The sequence below is a fragment of the Pseudomonas sp. GM30 genome, assembly GCF_000282275.2.
GTDB lineage: Bacteria > Pseudomonadota > Gammaproteobacteria > Pseudomonadales > Pseudomonadaceae > Aquipseudomonas.
Genome location: NZ_AKJP02000005.1, coordinates 129366 through 151293, shown reverse-complemented (window position 1 = coordinate 151293; position 21928 = coordinate 129366). Strand labels below are relative to the sequence as shown.

At 60.2% G+C, this 21928-nt stretch carries 20 protein-coding genes; 10 read left to right on the top strand and 10 right to left on the bottom strand.

All coding sequences use genetic code 11. The features are described from left to right. Positions 1-1098: an extracellular solute-binding protein gene (locus PMI25_RS04485; RefSeq protein WP_045121979.1), complete on the top strand. Its 1098-nt coding sequence runs from the start codon at positions 1-3 to the stop codon at positions 1096-1098. An 89-nt stretch (positions 1099-1187) separates the two neighbouring features. Here the strand turns inward: PMI25_RS04485 and PMI25_RS04480 are convergent, their stop codons facing one another. From PMI25_RS04480 to PMI25_RS04470, 3 genes are read right to left on the bottom strand one after another with little or no spacing between them, the layout of a single operon-like run. Beyond that, complete coding sequence (locus tag PMI25_RS04480; protein ID WP_007965788.1) at positions 1188-1817, bottom strand: DNA-3-methyladenine glycosylase family protein; 630 nt, start codon at positions 1815-1817, stop codon at positions 1188-1190. Between the two features lies 1 nt (position 1818). Continuing rightward, a complete protein-coding gene (locus PMI25_RS04475) occupies positions 1819-2616 on the bottom strand; it encodes an isocitrate lyase/PEP mutase family protein (RefSeq protein ID WP_007965790.1) in 798 nt (265 codons plus the stop codon). Positions 2617-2647: 31 nt separating this feature from the next. Next, positions 2648-3730: a bifunctional transcriptional activator/DNA repair enzyme AdaA gene (locus PMI25_RS04470; RefSeq protein WP_007965792.1), complete on the bottom strand. Its 1083-nt coding sequence runs from the start codon at positions 3728-3730 to the stop codon at positions 2648-2650. A gap of 183 nt (positions 3731-3913) precedes the next feature. On the opposite strand from PMI25_RS04470, the gene PMI25_RS04465 reads away from it, so the two are divergent. Then, positions 3914-4327 carry a VOC family protein gene (locus tag PMI25_RS04465; protein ID WP_007965793.1) on the top strand — a complete coding sequence of 138 codons (414 nt, stop codon included), beginning with the start codon at positions 3914-3916 and terminating at the stop codon, positions 4325-4327. Here PMI25_RS04465 and PMI25_RS04460 read toward each other — a convergent pair. Further along, positions 4324-4944: a LysE family translocator gene (locus PMI25_RS04460; protein WP_007965794.1), complete on the bottom strand. Its 621-nt coding sequence runs from the start codon at positions 4942-4944 to the stop codon at positions 4324-4326. The two genes, PMI25_RS04465 and PMI25_RS04460, sit on opposite strands and share 4 nt — an antisense overlap. Positions 4945-5218: 274 nt before the next feature. Here PMI25_RS04460 and PMI25_RS04455 point away from each other — a divergent pair, with 274 nt between their 5' ends. Together PMI25_RS04455 and PMI25_RS04450 are read left to right on the top strand one after the other, a co-directional pair. Next, positions 5219-5833, top strand: coding sequence for a biliverdin-producing heme oxygenase (locus PMI25_RS04455; RefSeq protein ID WP_007965796.1), 615 nt, complete (start codon positions 5219-5221; stop codon positions 5831-5833). Next, positions 5830-8076 carry an ATP-binding protein gene (locus PMI25_RS04450; RefSeq protein ID WP_024164423.1) on the top strand — a complete coding sequence of 749 codons (2247 nt, stop codon included), beginning with the start codon at positions 5830-5832 and terminating at the stop codon, positions 8074-8076. Before PMI25_RS04455 ends, PMI25_RS04450 begins: the two co-directional genes overlap by 4 nt. Before the next feature lie 65 nt (positions 8077-8141). Here the strand turns inward: PMI25_RS04450 and PMI25_RS04445 are convergent, their stop codons facing one another. Beyond that, a complete protein-coding gene (locus tag PMI25_RS04445) occupies positions 8142-11837 on the bottom strand; it encodes a hypothetical protein (protein ID WP_007965294.1) in 3696 nt (1231 codons plus the stop codon). Positions 11838-12058: 221 nt separating this feature from the next. Between PMI25_RS04445 and PMI25_RS04435 the strand changes: the two genes are divergently transcribed. After that, positions 12059-12646: a LysE family translocator gene (locus tag PMI25_RS04435; RefSeq protein ID WP_007965296.1), complete on the top strand. Its 588-nt coding sequence runs from the start codon at positions 12059-12061 to the stop codon at positions 12644-12646. 51 nt (positions 12647-12697) lie between these two features. On the opposite strand, the gene PMI25_RS04430 is transcribed toward PMI25_RS04435, so the two are convergent. The 4 genes from PMI25_RS04430 to PMI25_RS04415 form a co-directional block, all read right to left on the bottom strand. Continuing rightward, positions 12698-13450, bottom strand: a complete 753-nt coding sequence (locus PMI25_RS04430) for a type 1 glutamine amidotransferase domain-containing protein (protein WP_007965297.1) — start codon at positions 13448-13450, stop codon at positions 12698-12700. A gap of 60 nt (positions 13451-13510) precedes the next feature. Beyond that, complete coding sequence (locus tag PMI25_RS04425) at positions 13511-14344, bottom strand: AraC family transcriptional regulator (protein ID WP_007965299.1); 834 nt, start codon at positions 14342-14344, stop codon at positions 13511-13513. A gap of 35 nt (positions 14345-14379) precedes the next feature. Then, complete coding sequence (locus tag PMI25_RS04420) at positions 14380-14883, bottom strand: VOC family protein (protein ID WP_007965300.1); 504 nt, start codon at positions 14881-14883, stop codon at positions 14380-14382. 216 nt (positions 14884-15099) lie between these two features. Continuing rightward, complete coding sequence (locus tag PMI25_RS04415) at positions 15100-15768, bottom strand: class I SAM-dependent methyltransferase (RefSeq protein WP_007965301.1); 669 nt, start codon at positions 15766-15768, stop codon at positions 15100-15102. Between the two features lie 92 nt (positions 15769-15860). On the opposite strand from PMI25_RS04415, the gene PMI25_RS04410 reads away from it, so the two are divergent. After that, a complete protein-coding gene (locus PMI25_RS04410; protein ID WP_007965302.1) occupies positions 15861-16253 on the top strand; it encodes a GFA family protein in 393 nt (130 codons plus the stop codon). A 264-nt stretch (positions 16254-16517) separates the two neighbouring features. Here the strand turns inward: PMI25_RS04410 and PMI25_RS04405 are convergent, their stop codons facing one another. Beyond that, positions 16518-17348 carry an alpha/beta fold hydrolase gene (locus PMI25_RS04405; protein ID WP_007965303.1) on the bottom strand — a complete coding sequence of 277 codons (831 nt, stop codon included), beginning with the start codon at positions 17346-17348 and terminating at the stop codon, positions 16518-16520. Positions 17349-17598: 250 nt separating this feature from the next. Here PMI25_RS04405 and PMI25_RS04400 point away from each other — a divergent pair, with 250 nt between their 5' ends. From PMI25_RS04400 to PMI25_RS04385, 4 genes are all read left to right on the top strand, one after another. Beyond that, positions 17599-18054: a (2Fe-2S)-binding protein gene (locus PMI25_RS04400; RefSeq protein ID WP_007965305.1), complete on the top strand. Its 456-nt coding sequence runs from the start codon at positions 17599-17601 to the stop codon at positions 18052-18054. 14 nt (positions 18055-18068) lie between these two features. Then, positions 18069-20231 (top strand): xanthine dehydrogenase family protein molybdopterin-binding subunit, encoded by a 2163-nt coding sequence (locus PMI25_RS04395; RefSeq protein ID WP_007965307.1) that lies wholly within the window; start codon positions 18069-18071, stop codon positions 20229-20231. A 1-nt stretch (position 20232) separates the two neighbouring features. Then, positions 20233-20811, top strand: a complete 579-nt coding sequence (locus tag PMI25_RS04390) for a hypothetical protein (protein WP_007965309.1) — start codon at positions 20233-20235, stop codon at positions 20809-20811. Positions 20812-20873: 62 nt separating this feature from the next. Next, positions 20874-21842 carry a sensor domain-containing diguanylate cyclase gene (locus tag PMI25_RS04385; protein WP_007965311.1) on the top strand — a complete coding sequence of 323 codons (969 nt, stop codon included), beginning with the start codon at positions 20874-20876 and terminating at the stop codon, positions 21840-21842. Positions 21843-21928: the final 86 nt, after the last annotated feature.

The window sequence follows — 21928 nt, the reverse complement described above, 5'->3', positions numbered from 1 at the left end:
ATGGGCCTGCACAAACTGACTCAAGCGTTATTGCTGGTGCTTGCACCCCTGTGTGTGCAGGCCGCCGACACCGCCAGACCGGTGGTCAATCTATACATCTGGGGCGAGTACCTGGCCCCGGATACGCTGAAGAACTTCGAGGCGCAGACCGGCATTCAGGTGGTCGCCGATCACTTCGATTCGCTGGAAACCGTGGAGACCAAACTGCTCACCGGACGCAGCGGGTATGACCTGGTACTGACCGCCGGCCAGCACCTGTCGCGGGCCATCGAGAGCGGTGCGATCCAGCCGCTGGACAAGGCGCGGGTGCCGCACTTTGCCGGAGTCGGTGACGAGTTCCGCCAGCACATGGCGGTGTTCGATCCGGGCAACCGTTACGCCGGGATTTATGCCTGGGGCACGACTGGTGTGGGTTATCAGGAGCAGGCAATCAAGCAGCGTCTGCCGAATGCGCCGACCGACAGCTGGGCGATGCTGTTCGACCCGGCGGTGGTGGCGAAATTTGCCGACTGTGGCGTGAGCCTGCTCAACGACCCGAACGAAGTGTTCGCCGCAGTCATGAAGTACCTGGGCCTGGACATCAACCGGCAGAGCCTCGATGACCTGAAACTCGCCGAACAGCAACTGGCGAAGATCCGTCCGTACATCCGTTACTTCGACAACGACCTGAATATCAGCGACCTGGCCAACGGCAACACCTGCGTGGCGATGTCGTGGAACGGCAACGTGGCGATTGCGGCGGGGCAGGCACAAGTGGCGAACAAGCCGTTCCAGCTCAGTTACCGCATCCCCAAAGAAGGCACGTTGATCTGGTTCGACGCCATGGTCATTCCCAAGGATGCGCCCCATCCACAGGCCGGGCTGGCGTTGATGGATTACCTGATGACCCCTGAGGTGATCGCGCCGATCACCGACACCATCCACTATGCCAATGCGATCACTGCGGCGGATAGTCTGGTGGATGCGTCGATCCGTAATGATCCGGGAACGTATCCGTCAGCGGCAGTGCGGGCTTCGCTGTACAGCAAGAATGACAATGGCAAGGCGTTCAATCGGGCTTTGATTCGGGCGTTCAGCAAGTTGAAGTCAGGTCTCTGATTTGAGGTTGAATCGACTGGCGCCTTCGCGAGCAGGCTCGCTCCCACCTGTGCAACGCATTCCCCTGTAGGAGCAGCCTGCGGCAGCTCCTACAAGGGGATTTGCGGTTTGGGTACGCGCCACAAATACCACGCCGCCACCGTCCGATACGGACTCCACGCCAGGCCAATCTCGATCATCTGCCTGCGCGTCGGCTGTACCTCCAGCCCCTTCAAGCGCCGATAGCCCTCGCGCACGCCAAAATCATCCGCCGGCAGGATATCCATGCGTTCCAGGCTGTAGATCAACAGCATCTCCACCGTCCAGCGCCCAACTCCGCGCAGGCTGACCAGGCGTTCGATCAGCGCCTCGTCGTCCATCGCCAGCGCGGTGGGGTAGTCCGGTACCACGCCGTCCAGTGTTGCCTGGGCGATGCCCTGAATGGTCGCAATCTTGCCCGCCGAAAAACCGCAGCCGCGCAGTTGATCGAAGTCGGTCGCGAGAACCTGTTCCGGCCGGGGAAACGTCTGCCCCGGAAACAGCGCCACCAAGCGCCCGACAATCGCATCCCCGGCCCTGGCGTGCAGTTGCTGATAGGCAATCGCCCGCACCAGCGATTCGTAAGGATCGCGCGCCGGGTGTGGTTGATGCAGACACGGGCCGACGGCTGCGACGTGGCGCTGCCAATCCTCGTCGAGCGCGGCCAGAAACGCGCTGGCCGCCTGATAACGATCCGGCATGCTATTTCAGCAGTCCGTTGACTTCGCCGTAGGTCAGCGCCTTCAGGTCGTGGGTGTCGAGCTTGCCGCTGGCGAGGAAGCTCTTCACCAGCGAACCCATCGCGCCATAGAGGAATTCGGCGATCCCGGACCCGGCGCTCAAGCGCCGCACGCCCAGCGCTTGCAGCTCTGTCGGCGACGGCAGGCAGGCGAAGCCGAGCACGTTCACCGGCAGTGACGTGCCTTTGCAGATTGCCTCGATTTCATAAGCGGCGGTCACGCCAGCGGCGAACAAGCCATCGGCGCCGGCAGCCTGATACAACGCCGAGCGGCGCAGGGTTTCGGCGACGCGATCCTCGGCCGGAACCAGACCCTTGAGGTAGACGTCAGTGCGCGCGTTGATGAACAGCTTCACACCGCGTTTGCGGGAGACTTCGCGTGCCACTTCGATCTTGCGCGCCAACAGCTCCGGGGCGCCGCTGCCGTCCTCGATATTGATCCCGACCGCACCGGCAGCGAGCACCGCTTCGATGACTTCGGCCACACGGCCAAGGTCATCGGAATAACCGGCCTCGATGTCCACGCTCAGCGGCACCTGGATCACCCGCGCGATGGATTCCACGGTTGAAATCAGCCGCTCGAGGGGCAGGGTGTTGCCGTCTGGATAGCCATGCGCCCAAGCAACTGCCGCGCTGCTGGTGGCGACGGCTTTACCGCCCGCTTGTTCGACCAGTCGTGCGCCAGTGGCGTCGGCGACGTTGGTCAGGATCAGCAGACCTTCCTGGTGTAACTGGTGGAACCGAGTGTCGAGCGCGTTCATCGAAATCCCTTTTTGTGAGTGGAGCGAAGCGTCAGAAAGCCAGTGGTTGCGTGAGTTGCACCGCAGCGTTTTCCAGCCGCAACAGAAACGCCTTACGCGGCTGTCCACCACCATAGCCGGTCAGCGAACCGTCCGCACCGATCACCCGATGGCACGGCACCACGATCGCCAGCCGATTGTGCCCGTTGGCCAGCCCCACCGCACGACTGGCGCCGGGTTTGCCCAAGCGTGCTGCGAGGCTGCCATAGGTGCTGGTCTGGCCGTATGGAATTTGCAGCAGTTGCTCCCAGACTTGCCGGTCGAACGCGCTGCCGGGCAGGTGCAGCGGCACGCTGAACAGAGTGCGGGTCCCGGCAAAATATTCGTTGAGTTGCTCTTCGATCTGCCGCAAATGCGCGTTGTGCCCCGGTGCGACCACGTAGCCGTGGCGGGTTTGCAGCTCTTCGACTTCGCGGGTCAACGCCGGGCGATCGAGAAACTCCAGCAACACCAGTCCGCGACGTTCGGCCATCGCGATCATCGGCCCCAGCGGCGTGGTCAGGCGGGTGAACAGCAGTGGTTCGCTGTTGGCCGCGCGGCCCGGGGTGATGTGGAAGGATTTCTGAAACGCATCGCGAAAACCGCTGAGCGATTCGTAGCCGGAATCGAATGCCGCATGGTCAATCGAGGTGCCTTGTTTGATCCCGCCCAGCGCCATACCGAGCCGGCGCGTGCGCAGCCACGCATGGAAGGTCATGCCGAAATGCTGCTTGAACCAGCGCCGCAGCTTCAGCGGTTCGATGCCCTCGGCCAGCAACTGGGCGTCGCTCCAGCGCACTTCCGGGTCGGCATCGACCGCAGTGAGCAGGCGCTGCACCCAATCGGGGGCGATAGCCGCAGCGTCCAGCGGTTTGCAGCGCAGGCAGGCTCGGTAGCCGGCGCTCAAGCACTCATCGGCGTGGGCGAAAAATTCGACGTTCTCCGGTTTCGGCTTGCGCGCCGTGCAACTGGGGCGGCAGAAGATCCCAGTGGTTTTCACGGCCGTGAAGAACACCCCCTCGTAGGCGGTGTCGCGTTCGAGCATGGCGCGAACCATCTCGGCGTGGGGTGGCAACAGTGCGGTTTGTATGTTCATGGCCTGAGCTTAAATCCAGGTTTTCGATGGCTCCACCGAAAAATCGACAGTGAATTTTCAAATGCCCTGAACTACCGTGTAGGAGCTGCCGCAGGCTGCGATCTTTTGCTGTTGATTTAAGAAACAAGATCAAAAGATCGCAACCTTCGGCAGCTCCTACAGAGTGGGTGAGGTGTCGAGTTTATGCATCCGTTTTCGATTCAACATATTGATCACATCGTCCTGCGCGTCGCCGATATGCAACGCAGTATCGACTTTTACCGCCAGGTCTTCGGCGCCGAAGTGGTCAGGCACAACGAACCATTGGGGCTGGTGCACCTGCGCGCCGGGACCTCAATGATCGACCTCGTCGACTTGCAAGGCGAACTGGGCAAAAAAGGTGGCGGGGCGGCCGGTACCGAGCGGCGCAACGTCGATCACTTCTGTCTGCGCATCGAGCCGTTCGATGAGCCGGCGCTGATCGAACACTTGCAGTCCTGCGGCCTGAGCGTCGAAAAAGCCGCCAGACGCTTCGGCGCCGAGGGCTACGGCCTGTCGTTGTATTGCTTCGACCCGGACGGCAATCAGGTCGAGCTCAAAGGCCCGTCCGAGGCTTAAGCGCGTTTCGCCAGCAACAACACCGAAGCCGCGGCCGACAACAGCCCTGCGCAGCAACGGTTGAAGATGCGTTTGCCGTGCGGCTCCGCGAACCAGCGGCGCATGTGCAGGCCCATCCACGCGTAGGCGCCGATCGCGATCCACTCAAGCAGCAGGAACAACGCGCCGAGCACCGCGAATTGCGCCGGCACCGGGCGGCCCGGGTCAACAAACTGCGGCAGAAACGCGGTGAACAGGAGGATCGCTTTCGGATTGCCTGCCGCCACCAGAAACTCCTGACGCGCCAAGCGCCAGAACCCCACCGACGCTGCCGCCACTTGCTGCTCGGCCTCGGGGTTGGCGCGCCAGAGTTGCCAGGCCAGATACAGCAGGTACGCCGCGCCAATGATCTTGATCGCATGGAACAGCCATTCCGAGGTCTGCAGTACTACCGACAGCCCAGCGCCGGCGAGGGCGATCATTGCGGCGAACGCGACAATCCGTCCGACACCGGCGGCGCACGCCCGACGATAGCCATAGCGGGTGGCATTACTGACCGACAGCAGGTTGTTCGGGCCCGGGGCCATGTTCAGGGCGAAACAGGCCGGGAGAAACAGCGAGAGCGTGGCGAGATCCATGGGCTTGGGCTCCAGAAGCGATGACGCTTTTTTATCACAGGCGGCGGGCGCGTTGACCCGTACAGTCACGCAGTGCTGTCGCGGTACAGCGTTGGCAGGCTCTTTGATCGAGTCGAACTTTTCTGATTCTCCAGAACTCTGAAAGGTCTGAAGGCGATGGTTTCGTCAGAAAAATCTGTGCGCCAAGTCAGAAAAAGGCGTTTGCCGTGTAATATTCGTCCAAAGCTGCAAACACCCTGCCGGCCCCGAAGCGGCCCCACCAAGAGCGATCTACATGCAAGCAAAGGCCCGTGAAGTTTATGTGCCACCGGTGCTGCAAGATCTGCGAGCCGGCACTGCCGAACTGCACATCGCACTGGAAAAACGTCTTCCTTTTTTCTCCGATACCCTCGATTCCAACGCTTTCGTACGGTTGATGCAGGCCTACTACGGCTTTTATCAGCCGCTGGAAAGTGCCCTGCTCGACAGTGGCGTGATCCCTGTCGATTTCGATCTTGCGCCACGTCTCAAGACGCAGATCCTGCTCAATGATCTGAGGGCTCTGGGCCTGATGCCCGAGACTATCGCCCATCTTCCATTGTGTCAGTCGTTGCCCGTGATCGACTCCAGCGCTGCCTGCCTGGGGGTGATGTACGTGCTGGAAGGGGCAACCCTCGGCGGGCAGATCCTGCGTCGCGAAATCGCCTCGCGGTTGAGCCTGAACGCCGACAACGGTGCGGCCTTCCTCGATATTTATGGCGCCGCCACCGGCCGCCGCTGGCGCGCTTTCATTGAATACCTGGGCAGTCGACCGCTGGATGCGGACGAACGTAAAGCCGTGGTTGCGGCAGCCCAAACCACATTCAGCTGTTTCGAGCGCTGGCTCGAAAGCCGGGAGGTACTGGCATGAACCCGCAAGACCAAGAAGCCTTTGAAGAACTGCTGGCCAACTGTGCCGACGAACCGATCCGCTTTCCCGGGGCAATCCAGCCCCACGGCCTGTTGCTGACCCTGAGCGAGCCGGCGCTGGACATCATTCAGATCAGCGCCAACGTCGAGACCCTGCTGGCACGCCCGGCGCAAGAACTGATCGGCCAGCCACTGCACGAATTGCTGGGTGAGACGCACGCGGCGGCCGTGCGCGAGGCGTTGCAACAACCGGTATTTGCCGATGCCGGACCGCTGCACTTTCGCCTCAACGGCACCGCGTTCGAAGGCCTGCTGCACCGGCATCAAGGCGTGTTGATTCTGGAACTGGAAATCCACGTCGAGAACTTCCAGCCGCGCAACGTCGCCGGCAACCAGACCCATCTGGGGCGCATGCTTCAGCGCTTGCAAGCGGCCACTTCGCTGCAGGCGCTGTATGACATCAGCGTCAAGGAAATCCAGGCGATGACCGGTTACGACCGGGTGCTGATCTACCGCTTCGAAGAAGAGGGCCACGGTCAGGTAATCGCCGAGGCGTCCGACCCGTCGATGGAAGTGTTCAACGGCCTGTTCTTCCCGGCCTCGGACATTCCCGAGCAGGCGCGCGAGCTGTACCGCACCAACTGGCTGCGGATCATTCCGAATGCCGATTACCAGCCGGTGCCGTTGGTGCCCAAGCTGCGCCCGGACACCCAGACCCCGCTGGATCTGAGTTTCGCCACCCTGCGCAGCGTCTCGCCGATCCATTGCCAGTACATGAAAAACATGGGCGTGCTGTCGTCGATGAGCATCTCGCTGCTCAAGGGCGACAAGCTCTGGGGCCTGATCAGCTGCGGCAACCGCCAGCCGCTGCATGTACCGCATGAGTTGCGCAGCGCCTGCCAGACCATCGGTCAGGTGCTGTCGCTGCAGATCAGTGCAATGGAAGCGCTGGAAATCAGCCGCCAGCGCGAGGAGAAAGTCGAGGCGTTGGCGTTGCTCAATCAGGCCATGATCGACTCGCCGGAAAATGTCTTCGATGGTCTGGCGCAGCAGCCGCAAGTGCTGATGGCGCTGGCCGGAGCCGGGGGCATTGCGATCATCGAAGACAAACAGTTGCACCGTTACGGCAACTGTCCGGAGCCGGAAGAGATTCGCGCGCTGCACAAGTGGATACAGGAAACCGGCGAGCCGGTGTTCGCCAGCCATCACTTGGCGAGCGTTTACCCACCAGCAGCGCGGTTTCAGCCTGTGGCCAGCGGCGTGCTCGCCATGAGCCTGCCCAAACCGGTGGACAACGGGGTGATGTGGTTCCGTCCCGAGGTCAAGGAAAACATCAACTGGAGCGGTGACCCGCGCAAGCCGCTGGATCTGGAAAACTCCGACGCCGGCCTGCGCCTGCGCCCGCGCACCTCGTTCGAAATCTGGAAAGTCGAGATGGCCGGAATCTCTACCAAGTGGAGCCACGGTGATCTGTTTGCGGCCAATGATCTGCGCCGCTCGGCACTGGAAAACGACCTGGCGCGTCAGGTGCGCCGCGAGCAGGAGGCGGTGCGCGCCCGTGATGAACTGGTGGCAGTGGTCTCCCACGACCTACGCAACCCGATGACCGTGATTTCCATGCTCTGCGGCATGATGCAGAAGACCTTCAGCTCCGACGGCCCGCACACCTCGCGGCGCATTTCCACCGCGATCGATACCATGCAGCAGGCCGCCGGACGGATGAACACGCTGCTCGAAGACTTGCTCGACACCTCGAAGATCGACGCCGGGCGCTACACCATCGCCCCGCAGACCCTGGATGTCGGGCAGATGTTCGAGGAAACCCAGTCGCTGCTCGGGCCACTGGCGCTGGACAAGGACATCAATATCTCGTTCGAAGCCGATCCCGACCTGAAAATCCACGCCGACCCGGAGCGCCTGTTTCAGGTGCTGTCGAACCTGATCGGCAACGCGATCAAGTTCACCCCGCGCAAAGGTTCGGTGGGCGTGTTGGCCAAATCTGACGGCAAGGAAATCGTGTTTACCGTGCGCGATACCGGCGAAGGCATTCCCAAGGAAAACCTGGCGCGGGTGTTTGATCGCTACTGGACGGTGAAGGAGGGCAACCCGACCGGCACCGGCCTGGGCTTGTACATCACGCAGGGGATTGTTGAAGCCCATGGCGGGCGGATCGAGGCCAGCAGTGAGCCGGGAGAGGGTACGGAGTTTCGGTTTACCGTGCCGGCGATGATCGGGAGCGAGTGATAACCCTACAGCGAGACAAGAACAGCCCGGCGGGTGAACGCCGGCCGGGCTGCTGCTATTCGTGATCAGATGCCTGACAGTGGTCCATCGACACCATGAATTGCGTTGAACGCTTCTTTCGAAAGCGGGTTGAAACGGTTGCGTCGTAGCTCGCTGATTGCGAACAAAGCACGGCCTGTGCGGCCATTGCCGTCACCGAACGCATGGAAACCCACAACCGCACCGAGCAGTTGCTTGCCGAAGTGTTCATGAGCGGGGTTCAATAGTTTCAGGTGATCCTGCATCAGCGCAAAGCCACTGATGTTGCTAACATACTTCGCCTCATTCAAGCCCACGCGAATGGTGTCGGCGGTGGCGGGCGCGATACTAAGATGTAACTGTGCAATGACCGCAGGATCGGTCAGCGACTTGTTGCTGGCCGCGTATTCGCGCAGTATCGCCACGATGCTGTCGAAGTCGTTACCTTGCGAGTTCGATGCATAAACAATCCATGCACCGGCGCGCTCGGCATTATCGCTGAGGCCTCGAGTGTTGAATCGCGATTCTTCCAATATCCCATTGTAGGGGGCTGCGCCCAAGTCCTGTTTCAGCAGATTCTGCTGATAAGTTTTGATGTAGTTGGCTTTGCGCACTTCGACCTCGGTGACCGTTGCCAGCAAGGTTGAATATCCATTGCCTAGCGTACGTGTAGCACTGTAGTCGAACGGATTTTTGGACATGAAGGTTTTTAGCAGCTCTTCCACAGCTGTTTTGCCAATCAGCTTCTCAAGCTCCTGAGTTGATTGCAGTTTACGTGTGGTCTCGAAAATTGAACTCTGGAAAAGCTGATCCAGCTCAAGAGCGCTGACATCCTTGGGGAGCGCAACGGTCTTGTCAGTCAGCCGGGTCAGGATCTGGCTTGCGCTCTCGATGGTGTCATCCTTGAACAACGCTCTGGCATGCGCCACCGTCGGCAGGGTCATGCGAATCTCCGCTGCAGCTCCGGACTTGCTCAATGCCTTGACCAGATCGTACGAGCCGCTGCTGGTACTGCTCAGCGCTCGAAGTTGTCCGGCTCCTGCCCGGATGACGGTATGGCCGAAATGGCTGAGCTTCATCGCGCCTTTGCCGACCAGTTTGGCACCACCATAGGCCAGCTTCGGAACGCCATCGAGCGGATTGAACACTGACAGCGCAACGCTTGCGCCGACCTTGGTCAGGCTTAACAGTCTTGTACTGCTGCTCAGTGCCTTGCTGAACGGCCCGATGGCTCCGGCAAAGACGAAGAGGATCGCGGTAAGGTCCATGACGCAACTGAATATGGCGCCGCTGCGAAGATCCGGGTCACTGGAGGTCAGGCCTTTGATGCACTGGCGGAACGGGATGACGAGGTCAAGAACGACTTCGATGATGTTGTCGTTGTCATCGAGTATCTTCTCCAGGGCGGGTTTGTCGTAACCGAGTTCATAAAACTGATCAAAATTGGTCGGGGGACTATGTTCGACAATCATTTGGCCAATCTCGTAGAAACGCTCCGAGTTGAAACTTTGAATAGGGCTGCGCGTAAAAGGTCGCGCGGCATCAGGTTGATCAAGCTCGGCAAACCGTTCGAGAATGATGCCCACGTCTCGCGACTCCTCACCCACGGGGGGCTCGCCTTTGAAGTAGGCGCTTTTCTCGATTCGCGCGTTAAGACACGTCATCGACTTGAAGTCGTTTACGCCATTTGGTTTCACATTAAACCATCCCTCCTTACCGAGTGTTTCGCCGAGGCTGTAAGCTTCAGCCAGTATCGGATTATTTCGGCAAACGCCTTGCAGGGGGAATATTTCAAAACAGTAAAAATGCAATCCATACTTGCAAAACACCATGCTGCCAAAACGAGCTATTTTACGTGGATCAAAAGGCACGAAGGCGCTGGTTAACTGGACCTGATAGGAGTAATCACGCACGCTGTAAATGGCCGTTTTGCCAAATTCAAGTGCCATCCGCTCTTCCAGTGGTAATCGTGAAAGTGCCAAGCGCACAGTTGTATTGATTGCCGCTTTGTATTGTGTGAAATAGTTTTTTACTTCTTCCTTGTAAATGTCATTGATGGGCTTGAGTGTCAACAGGCCCGGATATGTCTTGTAGATACTTGTGCCAGAGGGCCTGTCATAGCGCTTTTTGAACAACCGGTCGCGGGTCATATAGACATCAAGCACGGAATGATAACCGCGCTTGGCTCCGCGTTCGACCGGCAACGCTATTTGTATCATCGGGTCGCAATTAATCTCGTACAGCTCGTCTTTCGCCAGCTTGCGACGGCTGACCGGCGGGGTGGCGATCGTTGTCAGCGCGGAGCCGATCGCTTCGATGTGGGCGTTGTAATGCGTGGCAGCTTGCTTGAAGAGCTCCTGGGTTGGCAGGTCACGGGCATTTTCCGGTTCCAGGCCATTGAGCAGCGACCAGTCCATGATGCCTTGCAGGCTCGCCCAGTCATGCAGGGTCTGCTGTTGCGCACTGGTGGGCAAAATCGCGCCCAATTCAAGCAGCTTTTCATAGGACATATGACGGGACAGGCCTGGCGCGACGCTCTCGGCCAGTCGTACCGCTTTGCGCAGAATTACCCAGCCTGGCGTGCCGATCTGTAGAGTCGTGGGCGACCTGACCAGGAACTCCGGTGCAAGTCCGGCGAGGATCAGTTCCAGCGCCAGGGGAACTGCATACTCCTTGATACGTCCGCGTTCGAGTGTTTGTTCCAGTGCCAGTTTTACCTCATAGGCATTCGCCTGCACGTGACCCGGATTATAGATGTGCTGCTCAATGAAATTCTGGTTCTTGTCCTCGCGACCCAACGCCAGATCCAGCATGATCGCTGCAACCAGCAAGCGACTGCGCTGCTCCGTGCTCAGCCCAGTCGCATTGGAGATGGACGGTATATTCAGCGCTTCGATGCAGGACTGGACGAAGGCTTTGGCTTCTTCGGTCTCGATCAGCCGTGCCCAGGCGAAACGCGGGGATTCACGCAGGGCTGTCGGCGTCTCATGCTTGAGCAGGGCAACCGCCAGATAGTTGATCAGCGGTTCCCGGCGCGGCTCACCCTTGTCCATCAACTTATAAATGACTTGGTTGATATCCGGGTGCTGATCTTCGTCGATGCACAGAGCTGTCGCGCCTGTTTCGTTCGATATGCCCCAGTAGTTGCCATGCGTGGGTGGCAGCGGCAACGTCAGTTCGAGCCAGGCGATCAGGTTTTCAAGCTGTTCCACTGTCTCGGGCTGGTTCAGTTGCTGGTACTGCAGCCAGTTGAGCAAGGGCAGACGGTCGCTTGAAGATACGATCCCGCCTGTCATGACTGCACTTCTGGCCAGCAGTTGCAGGTCGGATTTCAATGAATCGATCGCGTGGACCTGCTGAGTGATATTGATGCGTTCGATAAACCTCCCCTCAGCTTTTTCGACTTCATGGACCTGAAAGATCTCGCCCTCTTTATTGACCAGTGTCCAGTGGTCATTATCGACTTCCAACGTATCGACGATCGCAACGAATTGTGGCTGACGTATCAGTTGGCGCAGGACGATGTGTGCCGAAAAATGTGCCTGGTTGAATTGACTTCCTTCAAGAGTTGAAATGCACAGTTGCTTGCTGTTAAAGAGGTTGGTGGGGTAGGCATAGTAGCTGCCGCTCTTTTCCTTTTCCCGCTTTTCGAGTGTTTCCCTTATTGTCTGCGCAATAGCACGACGCTCAAGTTGCTCACTTGGTAGCGGCGCGGGAGTAAAAAGATTGCTTGAAGTTGTCATTGGGTGACAGTCCATCCATGGTTTATAGGTGGGTCAATAAACGAGTGCGGCGAAAGTTGTTTTCGCAGGGCGACTATATCGACGCAGCCAGGGCTTGTTTTGCAGTATTGGTTTCAATATATGTTTCATGCCAGTCAATACCAGGGCAATTTTCTTCAATACATGAGGCCCTGCCTTAGTTAACCTGAGTCTCTTTCTCCCCGATCTGCAGCAGGTGTGTAATGAGTCTGATTGTGTCGATGGCGGCGTTTGCGCTGGTGGCGTCCATAACCCCGGGCCCGGTGAATATTGTCGCGCTGAGTTCCGGTGCGCAGTTCGGCTTTCGGGCCAGTCAGCGGCATGTGGCGGGAGCGACGCTGGGGTTTGTGTTGTTACTGGTGCTGATGGGGTTGGGCCTGCATGAAGTCCTGAAACTGTGGCCGTTCCTGACCCGGGTAGTGCAACTGGCCGGGGTGGCGTTTCTGTTGTTCATGGCCTGGAAACTGGCTGCCGATGACGGCCAGGTGCATGCCGGCGAGACGGGGCGGGCGCCATCGATGTTGTACGGCGCGGTGATGCAATGGCTCAACCCGAAAGCGTGGCTGGCGTGTGTGGCAGGGATGGGTGCGTTTGTCGCCGATGGCGAGGCGCGGCTGGTCTGGCAGTTTGCGGCGGTGTATCTGGTGATCTGTTATCTGTCGGTCGGTTGCTGGGTTTACGCTGGGACGTTTCTGCGTGGGTATCTGGGCAATCCGGCGGGGATGCGCTTGTTCAATCGGTTGATGGCTTTGTTGCTGGCGGCGAGCGCGGTTTATCTGTTGTTGCCCTGAGCCTGCAACAGCAACAGATCGCAGCCTGCGGCAGCTGCTAAAGGGGAGTGATCATTCAAGCTGCTGCAGCATGGCAACCCATTCTGCGGCGAAGCGATGACAATCGCCGGGCCAGCGTGCTGTGAGCAGATTGCCGTCGCGCACCACGAACCCTGTTTGCGGCGCTTTTGCGCTATCACGTCTGGCAACGAGGGGGCCGCGTACAAAGTCGGATTTGCGCGAAAGCGCGGCCGTCACTTCTGCCTCGACGGTCGGCGGGTAGGTGCGGTAGTAACGCCCCAGCCACGGTGCGGTCAGCAGCCAGGCCGGCAACTCCATGGTTGCTGCCAGCAGCGCTGTGACCTTGCGCCCGAACAGCAGCGAACGGCCAGTGTCGGGGTCGAGAGTGCGCGCCAGCAACAACACGCCATGGCACACCGCCGCCACCGGTTTCTGTGCCTTGAAAAACTGCAGGGCGATTTGCCGGGCCTGCCCGGACTCGAGCAGGCTGCGCATGCCCTTGGCGTGACCACCGGGAATCAGCAAACCTTCGAACTGAGACGGATCGACATCGGCATACGTCAGTGGCTGCTGAAATTCCGCGCTTTCGATCATCTGCGCGTAACTGTTCAAGTCCGCTGTACGGGTCATCAGCATGGCGTTCAACGGGCCGAAACCAACACTCACCAACCGTGGGTCGGCGTAAGCCGGCAGGCCTTGCGGCGTGGCAAAACGCGCTTCGATATCTGCGTCGCGCAACGCCTGCCACGGCACGCTGCTTTCGGTCGGATCGTAATCGGCATTTGGCAGAAGAATCAGAATCATCCGGAGCAGACTCCCGGGCCGGAATTGGCCGCTGATCCTCAGCGTAGCCGCTTTCGCCTGTCAGCCGCGATATTGGCCGGGGGTTGCCGCGAGATGCTGTTTGAATGCGCGCTGAAAATGCGCCTGATCGGCAAACCCTGCTTCCAGTGCGACATCGGCAATCAACTGGCCGCTGCGCAGGCGTTCGCGGGCGAACTGGATGCGCTGGTTGACCACAAAGGCATGCGGGGTCATGCCGTAATGCTGTTTGAACGCACGGATCAGATACGACGGTGACAACTGCGCCGCCGTGCAGATGTCATCGAGGCTGAGCAGATCGGTGCAGTGTTCGCGGATGAAATCCGCAGCGCGTTCGAGCTTGAAATTCGGCTCACGCAGCGCCGGTTCTGCCGGGTTCAGGCGCAACTGCAGATCGCTGAAAAACTCCACCACTGCGCTGTGTTTGCGCAGTATGTCCTGCTGCTCGTCGACCAGTGTGGCGTAAAGCCCTTGCAGGTCACGAAACAGTCGCGGGTCATCCAGATGAGTTGTGGAAAACCGCCGAAACTCAAGCTCCGCACTGAACCCCAGTTGATGCTGCAGATCTGTCAGCCACGGCGTATCGACATACAACATCAAGTACGACCACGGCTGATCATCGAGCGGATTGCAGGCATGCACGTCGCCCGGATTCATCAGCACCACAGTGCCGGCGGCGACTTCGAACCTCGATTTCTCATGCACATAAATGCTGCGCCCGGCCGTGATCGCACCGATCGAAAAATGCGCATGGGAATGGCGCGAGTAGCAGACCTCACGGCCATCGGCGATGGCCCGCGCTTCGATGAAAGGCAGGGCAGCGTCGCGCCAGAAGCGTGGGGCTTTTTCAGGGTTTTTGGCGGCAGCGTGTTTCATCGTCATGGTTCCCGGCAGGCCAGAACCGGAGTGTATTAGCTCTGGCCGGCAAAGGCCCGCTCCAGTTCGGCGATGTCGAGTTTTTTCATCTTGAACATGGCCTGCATCGCCCGTTGCGACTTGCTGGTGTCGGGGTCTTGCATCATGTGCATGAACGCCACCGGTACGATCTGCCACGACACCCCGAACTGATCCTTGAGCCAGCCGCATTGCTGGGCCTCGACCGGGCCGCCGGCCGAGAGGTTGCCCCAGAAGTGGTCGACTTCTTCCTGATTCTGGCAATTGACCTGAAACGAAATGGCTTCGCTGAACTTGAACATGGGTCCGCCGTTGAGGCCGGTGAAGGTCTGGCCGTCGAGTTCGAAACTGACAGTCATCACCGCGCCTTCCGGCTTGCCGTGAAATTCCTGGCCGACCTTGCTGTAGTGGGTCAGGCCGGTGATTTTCGAATGATCGAAGATCGAGCAGTAGAACTTCGCCGCCGCTTCGGCCTGATCATCGAACCACAGACACGGTGTGAGTTTTTGAAAGCGTTGCATGGCAGTCATCCTCGGCAGGTTAGACACGCAGGATTTATAGCGTAGTCAGTCCTTGGTCGAATGGCGGTGCCGTAGATCGACAACTGAAGCATTAGACGCCAAACATTGTGGGAGCGAGCTTGCTCGCGAAAGCGTCGGCACATGCGGCAATGAGCCTGTCAGACACTCCGCATTCGCGAGCAAGCTCGCTCCCACAAGGGGCTCGAGTTGCCCCGGTCAGCGCCGTTCGGCGATCATCAACAGTGACTGCGGCACCGGGCTTTGCGGATGCTGCGGCTCCTGCAAACTGACAATTTGAAACCCGGCCATGTCCAGCGCGTTGCACCAACTCGAAAGCGTGCGGAAATACCAGGGCATCGGCTGCCACTGGCCCTTGAACGCGGCGAACGACTCCTCACGCCAGCCATCCTGATAATTGCCGGCCGCCACGGCCCACGGATGCAGGGTCTGAATGATCATGGCGCCGCCGGGGAGCAACAATGCATTCATCGCCGCGAGCAATGGAATGATGTCCTGATGCAGCAGCGAGAAGTTGGCGCAGATCAAATCGTAATCACCGCCAATATCAATTTCGGCGTCGACCAATGCCGCGTAACTGGCGACATGCACCTTGGCCGAACCGGCGTCGCGTGCCGCATCAATCAAGGTTGCATCGCCATCGACCCCCGCCGCATCGATACCGCGATCCGCCAGTGCCCGCAGCAACCAGCCCTCACCGCAGCCCAGATCCAGCACGCGCTCTGGTTGCCGGCCCATGATCGCCAGCAGGATCGCCTGATCGGTGACCTGCTGACGGCTTTCGATGGCACCGCTGCGGATTACCTCGATCCAGGCATCAGCGTTGGCGTGCCAGCTCTGTAAGAGGGTGGACTCAGGGGAGGGCATGGCGCAGTCTCCGGAAAAGGCAGTGGGTGGGCGTTCGCTTGTACGGCTGCTATGGTCAAAGGCTGAACAGAGTCTGGCAGAGGATAGACAGCATGGAACCATTGACTGGCGGTTGCCTGTGCGGCGATGTGCGTTTCGAAGCAGCGGGCCAACCCTACCGCGTCGGCCTCTGCCACTGCCTTGATTGTCGCAAACACCACGGCGCGCTGTTTCATGCCTCGGCGATATTTCCCGAGAATGCGGTGACCGTCAGTGGCATGACCGGCGAATATCAAGGGCGGGTGTTCTGTCCGCGCTGTGGTTCGCCGGTACTGGCGCGTTCGGGGGATGAAATTGAAGTGAATGTCGGCTCGCTGGACGCGCCGAACCAGTTCACGCCGACCTATGAACTGTGGACTATCCGTCGCGAGGCCTGGTTGCCGGCGCTGCCGTTGGCCCACCACTACGAACGTGATCGCGAAGGGACGGGGCGTTCCGAGGCATAACCTTGTAGGAGCGAGCCTGCTCGCGAATGCGGTGGGTCAGTCAACCCATCATTGACTGACCGATCGCCTTCGCCAGCAGGCTCGCTCCCACACGGTCCCTGGTGTGACCGAGTATTCAGCAACCACCTGAAAACCTGTGGGAGCTGGCTTGCCAGCGATGGGGCCGGCACATCCACAATTGATGTTGCCTGATCCACCGCTATCGCTGGCAAGCCAGCTCCCACATGGATGTGTGGCCCCCGCAGATCTCTGATCGCTCGAGTTTCAGCCGCGAATAAACGCCAGCAGATCCGCATTGATCGTCGCCGCCTCAGTCGTCGGCATCCCGTGCGGAAACCCCGGATACGATTTCAGCGTGCCATTTGGCAGCAGTTTCGCCGACAAAGGCCCCGAGTTCGCATACGGCACGATCTGATCATCCTCGCCGTGCATCACCAGCACCGGTACGGTGACCTTCTTCAGGTCTTCGGTGAAATCGGTCTGGGAGAACGCGACGATCCCGTCGTAATGCGCCTTGGCCCCACCAATCATGCCCTGGCGCCACCAGTTGCCGATGATCCCTTCCGAGGGCTTGGCGCCCGGGCGGTTATAGCCGTAGAACGGGCCACTGGGGATATCGCGGTAGAACTGCGCACGATTGGCCGCCAGTTGTGCCTGAAAATCATCGAACACCGATTTCGGCAAACCACCCGGATTGCTCTCGGTCTTGACCATCAATGGCGGCACGGCGCTGATCAACACACCTTTGGCGACGTTGTCCTGCCCATGCCGGGCGATGTAGTGGATGACCTCGCCACCGCCGGTGGAGTGGCCGACATGCACCACATTCTTCACCCCCAGATGCGTGACCACCGCCAGCGCATCGTCGGCGTAATGGTCCATGTCATGGCCGTCCCAGACCTGGCTCGAGCGTCCATGCCCGCGACGGTCGTGGGCAATCACCCGAAAACCCTGGGCCAGGAAGAACAGCATCTGCGCATCCCAGTCATCCGAGCTGAGCGGCCAGCCGTGGTGGAAGTGGATCACCGGGGCGTCCTTCGGGCCCCAGTCCTTGTAGAAAATTTCGACGCCGTCTTTGGTGGTGACAAATCCCATGTTCGCGACTCCTGACCAAGGTGAGGGTTACCGCGCTCGTCGCAGACCGGTGGTGATGGTTCGGACGAGCGCCGTTATCAGCCAGAAGATTAAAGTCGACATTTTTGCGTTGAGTCATGACCGGTGGTCGCAACGTCTGGCGTCGCGCGCAAATTAGACTTTGCTGAAAGGGATAAGCCGAGGCGCGCACAGGCTTCGATGGCCGTAGCGACGCCCCCTTCAGAACACCGTGAGTCTGAGGAAATCCCCGATGCTGACCTTGAATATCAATGGCAAGGATCAGGAGCTCGATGTGCCGGCCGACATGCCGTTGCTTTGGGTCCTGCGTGATGTGGCGCACCTGACCGGCACCAAATTCGGCTGTGGCATGGCCCAGTGTGGGGCGTGCACCGTACACGTCGATGGCGCGCCGTTGCGCGCCTGCATCACGCCCGCCACCGCCGTGGCCCACGGCCAGAAGATTCTCACCATCGAAGGCCTGTCCACGGACGGCTCGCACCCGGTGCAGCAGGCCTGGGCCGAACTCGATGTGGTGCAGTGCGGCTACTGCCAGTCGGGGCAGATCATGTCTGCCGCCGCGCTGCTGGCGAAAATCCCCAAACCCACCGACAGCGATATCGATCAGGCGCTCTCCGGCAATATCTGCCGCTGCGGCACCTACCCGCGAATCCGCGCAGCGGTGAAACGTGCGGCCGAGATTGGCTGATTGGGAGACAGACGATGAACAGTCCTGTATCGCGTCGCGGATTTCTCAAGGGCAGCGCCGTGCTGGGTGGCGGTCTGGTGGTTGCGTTCGTGGTTCCCGGTGCCCATCGATTTGCCTTGGCGGCGGAGAATGAAGGCAAGGTCTTCGCGCCAAATGCGTTTTTGCGCATTGCCGCCGACAACAGCGTAACGGTGTTGCTCGGGCACTCGGAAATGGGTCAGGGCATCTGGACCGGCCTGACCATGCTGATCGCCGAAGAGCTGGATGCCGATTGGTCGAAGATCCGCGTCGAACACTCGCCGGCCTCGGCCGCCAATTACGGCATGCCGGCGTTTGGCGGGATGCAGATTACCGGCGGCTCGACGTCGACCTGGATGGAATTCGACCGTTACCGGCTCGCCGGGGCCACGGCGCGGCAGATGCTGGTGGAAGCGGCGGCCAAGCGTTTCGACGTGGCGCCTTCGACGATCCGTACCGAGTCGGGTGTGGTGATCGCCGGCGATAAACGCGCCACTTACGGCGAACTGGCGGACGCCGCCGGGCAACTCCCGGTGCCGGATCCGAAGTCGATCACCTTCAAGGAGGCCAAGGACTGGAAGGTCATCGGCAAACCGACCAAACGCCTCGACACCCCGGAGAAAATCACCGGTCGCGCCAAGTTCGGCATGGACGTGCAGTTCGAGGGCTTGATGACCGCGATGGTCGCTCGCGCGCCGGTGTTCGGCGCCACGGTCAAATCCTTCGAAGGCGCCGAGGCGCTGGCGGTGCCCGGCGTGCACAAAGTGGTGCAGGTGCCGACGGGCGTGGCGGTGATCGCTGATCATTACTGGGCGGCGAAACTTGGTCGCGATGCGCTGAAGGTCGATTGGGACATGGGGCCGCACGCTGACTTGAGCAGCCATGGCCTGCTCGACAGCTTCCGCAAGCTGGCGGCGACACCGGGCACTTCCGCCAGTCAGGCCGGGGATGCCAAAGGCAACTTCGACAAGGCGGCGAAGAAAATCGACGTCGAATACAGCGTGCCGTATCTGGCGCATGCACCGATGGAACCGCTGAACTGCACGGTGAAGATCAGCGCCGAGAAATGCGAGATCTGGACCGGCACGCAATTCCAGACCCTCGACCAGATGGTCGCCGGCAAGATCACCGGGCTCAAACCGGAGCAGGTGGAAATTCACACCGAGTTTCTTGGCGGCGGTTTCGGGCGCCGGGCCAATCCGACCTCTGACTTCGTCGCCGAAGCGGTGCAAGTGGCGAAGGCCGCCGGCATGCCGGTGAAAACCGTGTGGTCGCGCGAAGATGACATTCGTGGCGGTTATTACCGCTCGATGTTCCTGCATCAGGCGCGCATCGGCCTCGACGGGCAGGGCCTGCCGCTGAGCTGGCAGCATGTGCTGGTCGGTCAGTCGATCATGGCCGGCACCATGCTCGAACAGACCATGGTCAAGAACGGCATCGATGCGACTTCGGTCGAAGGCGTGGCCGACAGCCCGTACATCAAAGGTCTGGCTCATCAGCAGGTCGAGCTGCATTCACCGCAGACCGGAATCAATGTGCTGTGGTTGCGTTCGGTGGGGCACAGCCACACCGCTTTTGTCATGGAGTCGCTGATCGATGAAATGGCCACGGCAGCGGGCAAGGACCCGGTCGAATATCGACGCACCTTGCTCAAGGATCATGCGCGGCATCTCGGCGTGCTGAATCTGGCGGTGGAGAAGGCCAACTGGACAGCGCCATTGCCGGACGGACATGCGTTGGGTGTGGCGGTACACGAGTCGTTCGGCAGTTATGTGGCGCAGGTGGCCGAGGTCTCCCAGGACAATCTGGCGATCCGCGTGCACCGCGTGGTGTGTGCGGTGGATTGCGGGATCGCGGTCAATCCGCAGAGCATCGCGGCGCAGATGGAGTCGTGCATCACCTTTGGCCTGGGCATGGCGCTGCACAGCAAGCTGACGGTCAAGGACGGCATGGTCGTGCAGTCCAATTATCACGATTATCAGGTGCTGCGGCTCAACGAGATGCCAGTGGTCGAAGTGCATATCGTGCCCAGCAGCGACAAACCCGGGGGTATCGGTGAGGCCGGTGTTCCGCCCACCGCACCGGCGGTGGCCAACGCGGTGTACGCGCTGACCGGGCAACGCTTGCGTGAATTGCCGCTGCAACTGTCGGGGGTGTGAGATGAAACGACATCTGCTGTTGGGCACGGTGATCCTGCTGGGGCTGGGCGGCTATGCCTCGGACCTGTTTGCCGATGATCAGGAAGCGCTCAAGGCGTTCGGCACGGTACAGAAGGTGTTCCAGAGCCCGCGCTGCCAGAACTGCCACATCCCTGGCGACTCGCCGCTGCAGTTCGATGCGGGCAAACCACACGCGATGAATGTGGTGCGCGGCATGGACGGCAAGGGCGCCGCCGGTTTGCCCTGCGCCACCTGCCACGCCGAGAGCAATCCGCCCGACAGTTACGGCCCCCACGCGCCACCGGGAGCGCCACACTGGAGCCTGCCGCCGGCGGCGCACAAGATGGCCTGGATCGGCCTGCCACCGGACAAGTTGTGCGCGATGATCAAGGACCGCTCCAGCAACGGCGACCGTGATTTCGCCGCGCTGATCAAACACGTCAGCGACGACAAACTGGTGCTGTGGGGCTGGAATCCCGGAGCAGGGCGCGCACCGGTGCCGGTGCCGCATGACATTTTTGTGGCCCAGTTCAAGCTTTGGGCCGACGCGGGCGGCCCGTGTCCGGTGGCGGGCGGTTGAAGTGTGTGAGTCGCTGGCGAATCAGGCTACTCTAACGGTCATTGACCCTGATGGAGTGCGTGATGCTGGCCCCGATCAAACCCGCCAATGAAGCCACCCGAATTCAAGCGCTGCATGGCTTGAATGTCCTCGATTCGGCGCCGGAGGAGCGTTTCGACCGGCTCACTCGCCTGGCCAAGCGCCTGTTCAACGTGCCGATTGCCCTGGTGACGCTGGTGGACAAGGACCGGCAGTGGTTCAAGTCCTGCGTGGGGCTGGACGTCACGGAAACGCCAAGGGACGTTTCATTCTGTGGGCATGCGATCCTCAAGGACGAACTGCTGCTGGTGCCGGATGCCCGGCAGGATGAGCGTTTCTACGACAACCCGCTGGTGACCGGTGCGCCCAACATCCGCTTCTACGCCGGTTACCCGCTGACGGTGCCCAATGGCAACAAAATGGGCACCTTGTGCCTGATCGACACCCAGCCCCGCGAACTCGATGACGAAGAACGCGCACTGCTGCGGGATCTGGCGCAGATGGCCGAGCAAGAGTTGACGGCGGTGCAGATGGCGAGCATGGACGAACTGACCCTGCTGTCCAATCGCCGTGGCTTCAAACAGCTGGCGCAACATGCACTGGACGCTTGCGCGCGGCTGGAAAAACCAGCGACGTTGCTGTTTTTCGACCTCAATGATTTCAAACAGATCAACGATCTCTACGGTCATGCCGAGGGCGACAGTGCACTGAAGACCTTTGCCGATGTGCTGCGCATCGCGTTTCGCGAGAGCGACGTGGTCGGGCGCCTGGGCGGTGATGAGTTCGTGGCGCTGCTGACCGGCTCCAGTCATGTCGAAACCACGGCGATCATGGCCCGACTCAGGGAAATCCTCGACGAGCGCAACGCCACGTTGCACCGGGGTTACGCGATTCGCTTCAGCGTCGGCCAGATCGAATACGATCCGCAACGCCATGACACAGTGGATCGGTTACTGGCCGATGCCGATAGCGCAATGTACGAACACAAGCAGCAATTGAAGCGCGGTCATTGAGGGCTTCATCGCTGGCAAGCCAGCTCCCACAAATTTCGCGGGTGCTCATAAAATCCAGGCACACCGCAGAACCCTGTGGGAGCGAG

Coding starts and splice junctions, on each gene's coding strand:
- PMI25_RS04485 (WP_045121979.1), top strand. CDS start 1: ATGGGCCTGCACAAACTGACTCAAGCGTTATTGCTGGTGCTTGCACCC.
- PMI25_RS04480 (WP_007965788.1), bottom strand. CDS start 1,817: ATGCCGGATCGTTATCAGGCGGCCAGCGCGTTTCTGGCCGCGCTCGAC.
- PMI25_RS04475 (WP_007965790.1), bottom strand. CDS start 2,616: ATGAACGCGCTCGACACTCGGTTCCACCAGTTACACCAGGAAGGTCTG.
- PMI25_RS04470 (WP_007965792.1), bottom strand. CDS start 3,730: ATGAACATACAAACCGCACTGTTGCCACCCCACGCCGAGATGGTTCGC.
- PMI25_RS04465 (WP_007965793.1), top strand. CDS start 3,914: ATGCATCCGTTTTCGATTCAACATATTGATCACATCGTCCTGCGCGTC.
- PMI25_RS04460 (WP_007965794.1), bottom strand. CDS start 4,944: ATGGATCTCGCCACGCTCTCGCTGTTTCTCCCGGCCTGTTTCGCCCTG.
- PMI25_RS04455 (WP_007965796.1), top strand. CDS start 5,219: ATGCAAGCAAAGGCCCGTGAAGTTTATGTGCCACCGGTGCTGCAAGAT.
- PMI25_RS04450 (WP_024164423.1), top strand. CDS start 5,830: ATGAACCCGCAAGACCAAGAAGCCTTTGAAGAACTGCTGGCCAACTGT.
- PMI25_RS04445 (WP_007965294.1), bottom strand. CDS start 11,837: ATGACAACTTCAAGCAATCTTTTTACTCCCGCGCCGCTACCAAGTGAG.
- PMI25_RS04435 (WP_007965296.1), top strand. CDS start 12,059: ATGAGTCTGATTGTGTCGATGGCGGCGTTTGCGCTGGTGGCGTCCATA.
- PMI25_RS04430 (WP_007965297.1), bottom strand. CDS start 13,450: ATGATTCTGATTCTTCTGCCAAATGCCGATTACGATCCGACCGAAAGC.
- PMI25_RS04425 (WP_007965299.1), bottom strand. CDS start 14,344: ATGAAACACGCTGCCGCCAAAAACCCTGAAAAAGCCCCACGCTTCTGG.
- PMI25_RS04420 (WP_007965300.1), bottom strand. CDS start 14,883: ATGCAACGCTTTCAAAAACTCACACCGTGTCTGTGGTTCGATGATCAG.
- PMI25_RS04415 (WP_007965301.1), bottom strand. CDS start 15,768: ATGCCCTCCCCTGAGTCCACCCTCTTACAGAGCTGGCACGCCAACGCT.
- PMI25_RS04410 (WP_007965302.1), top strand. CDS start 15,861: ATGGAACCATTGACTGGCGGTTGCCTGTGCGGCGATGTGCGTTTCGAA.
- PMI25_RS04405 (WP_007965303.1), bottom strand. CDS start 17,348: ATGGGATTTGTCACCACCAAAGACGGCGTCGAAATTTTCTACAAGGAC.
- PMI25_RS04400 (WP_007965305.1), top strand. CDS start 17,599: ATGCTGACCTTGAATATCAATGGCAAGGATCAGGAGCTCGATGTGCCG.
- PMI25_RS04395 (WP_007965307.1), top strand. CDS start 18,069: ATGAACAGTCCTGTATCGCGTCGCGGATTTCTCAAGGGCAGCGCCGTG.
- PMI25_RS04390 (WP_007965309.1), top strand. CDS start 20,233: ATGAAACGACATCTGCTGTTGGGCACGGTGATCCTGCTGGGGCTGGGC.
- PMI25_RS04385 (WP_007965311.1), top strand. CDS start 20,874: ATGCTGGCCCCGATCAAACCCGCCAATGAAGCCACCCGAATTCAAGCG.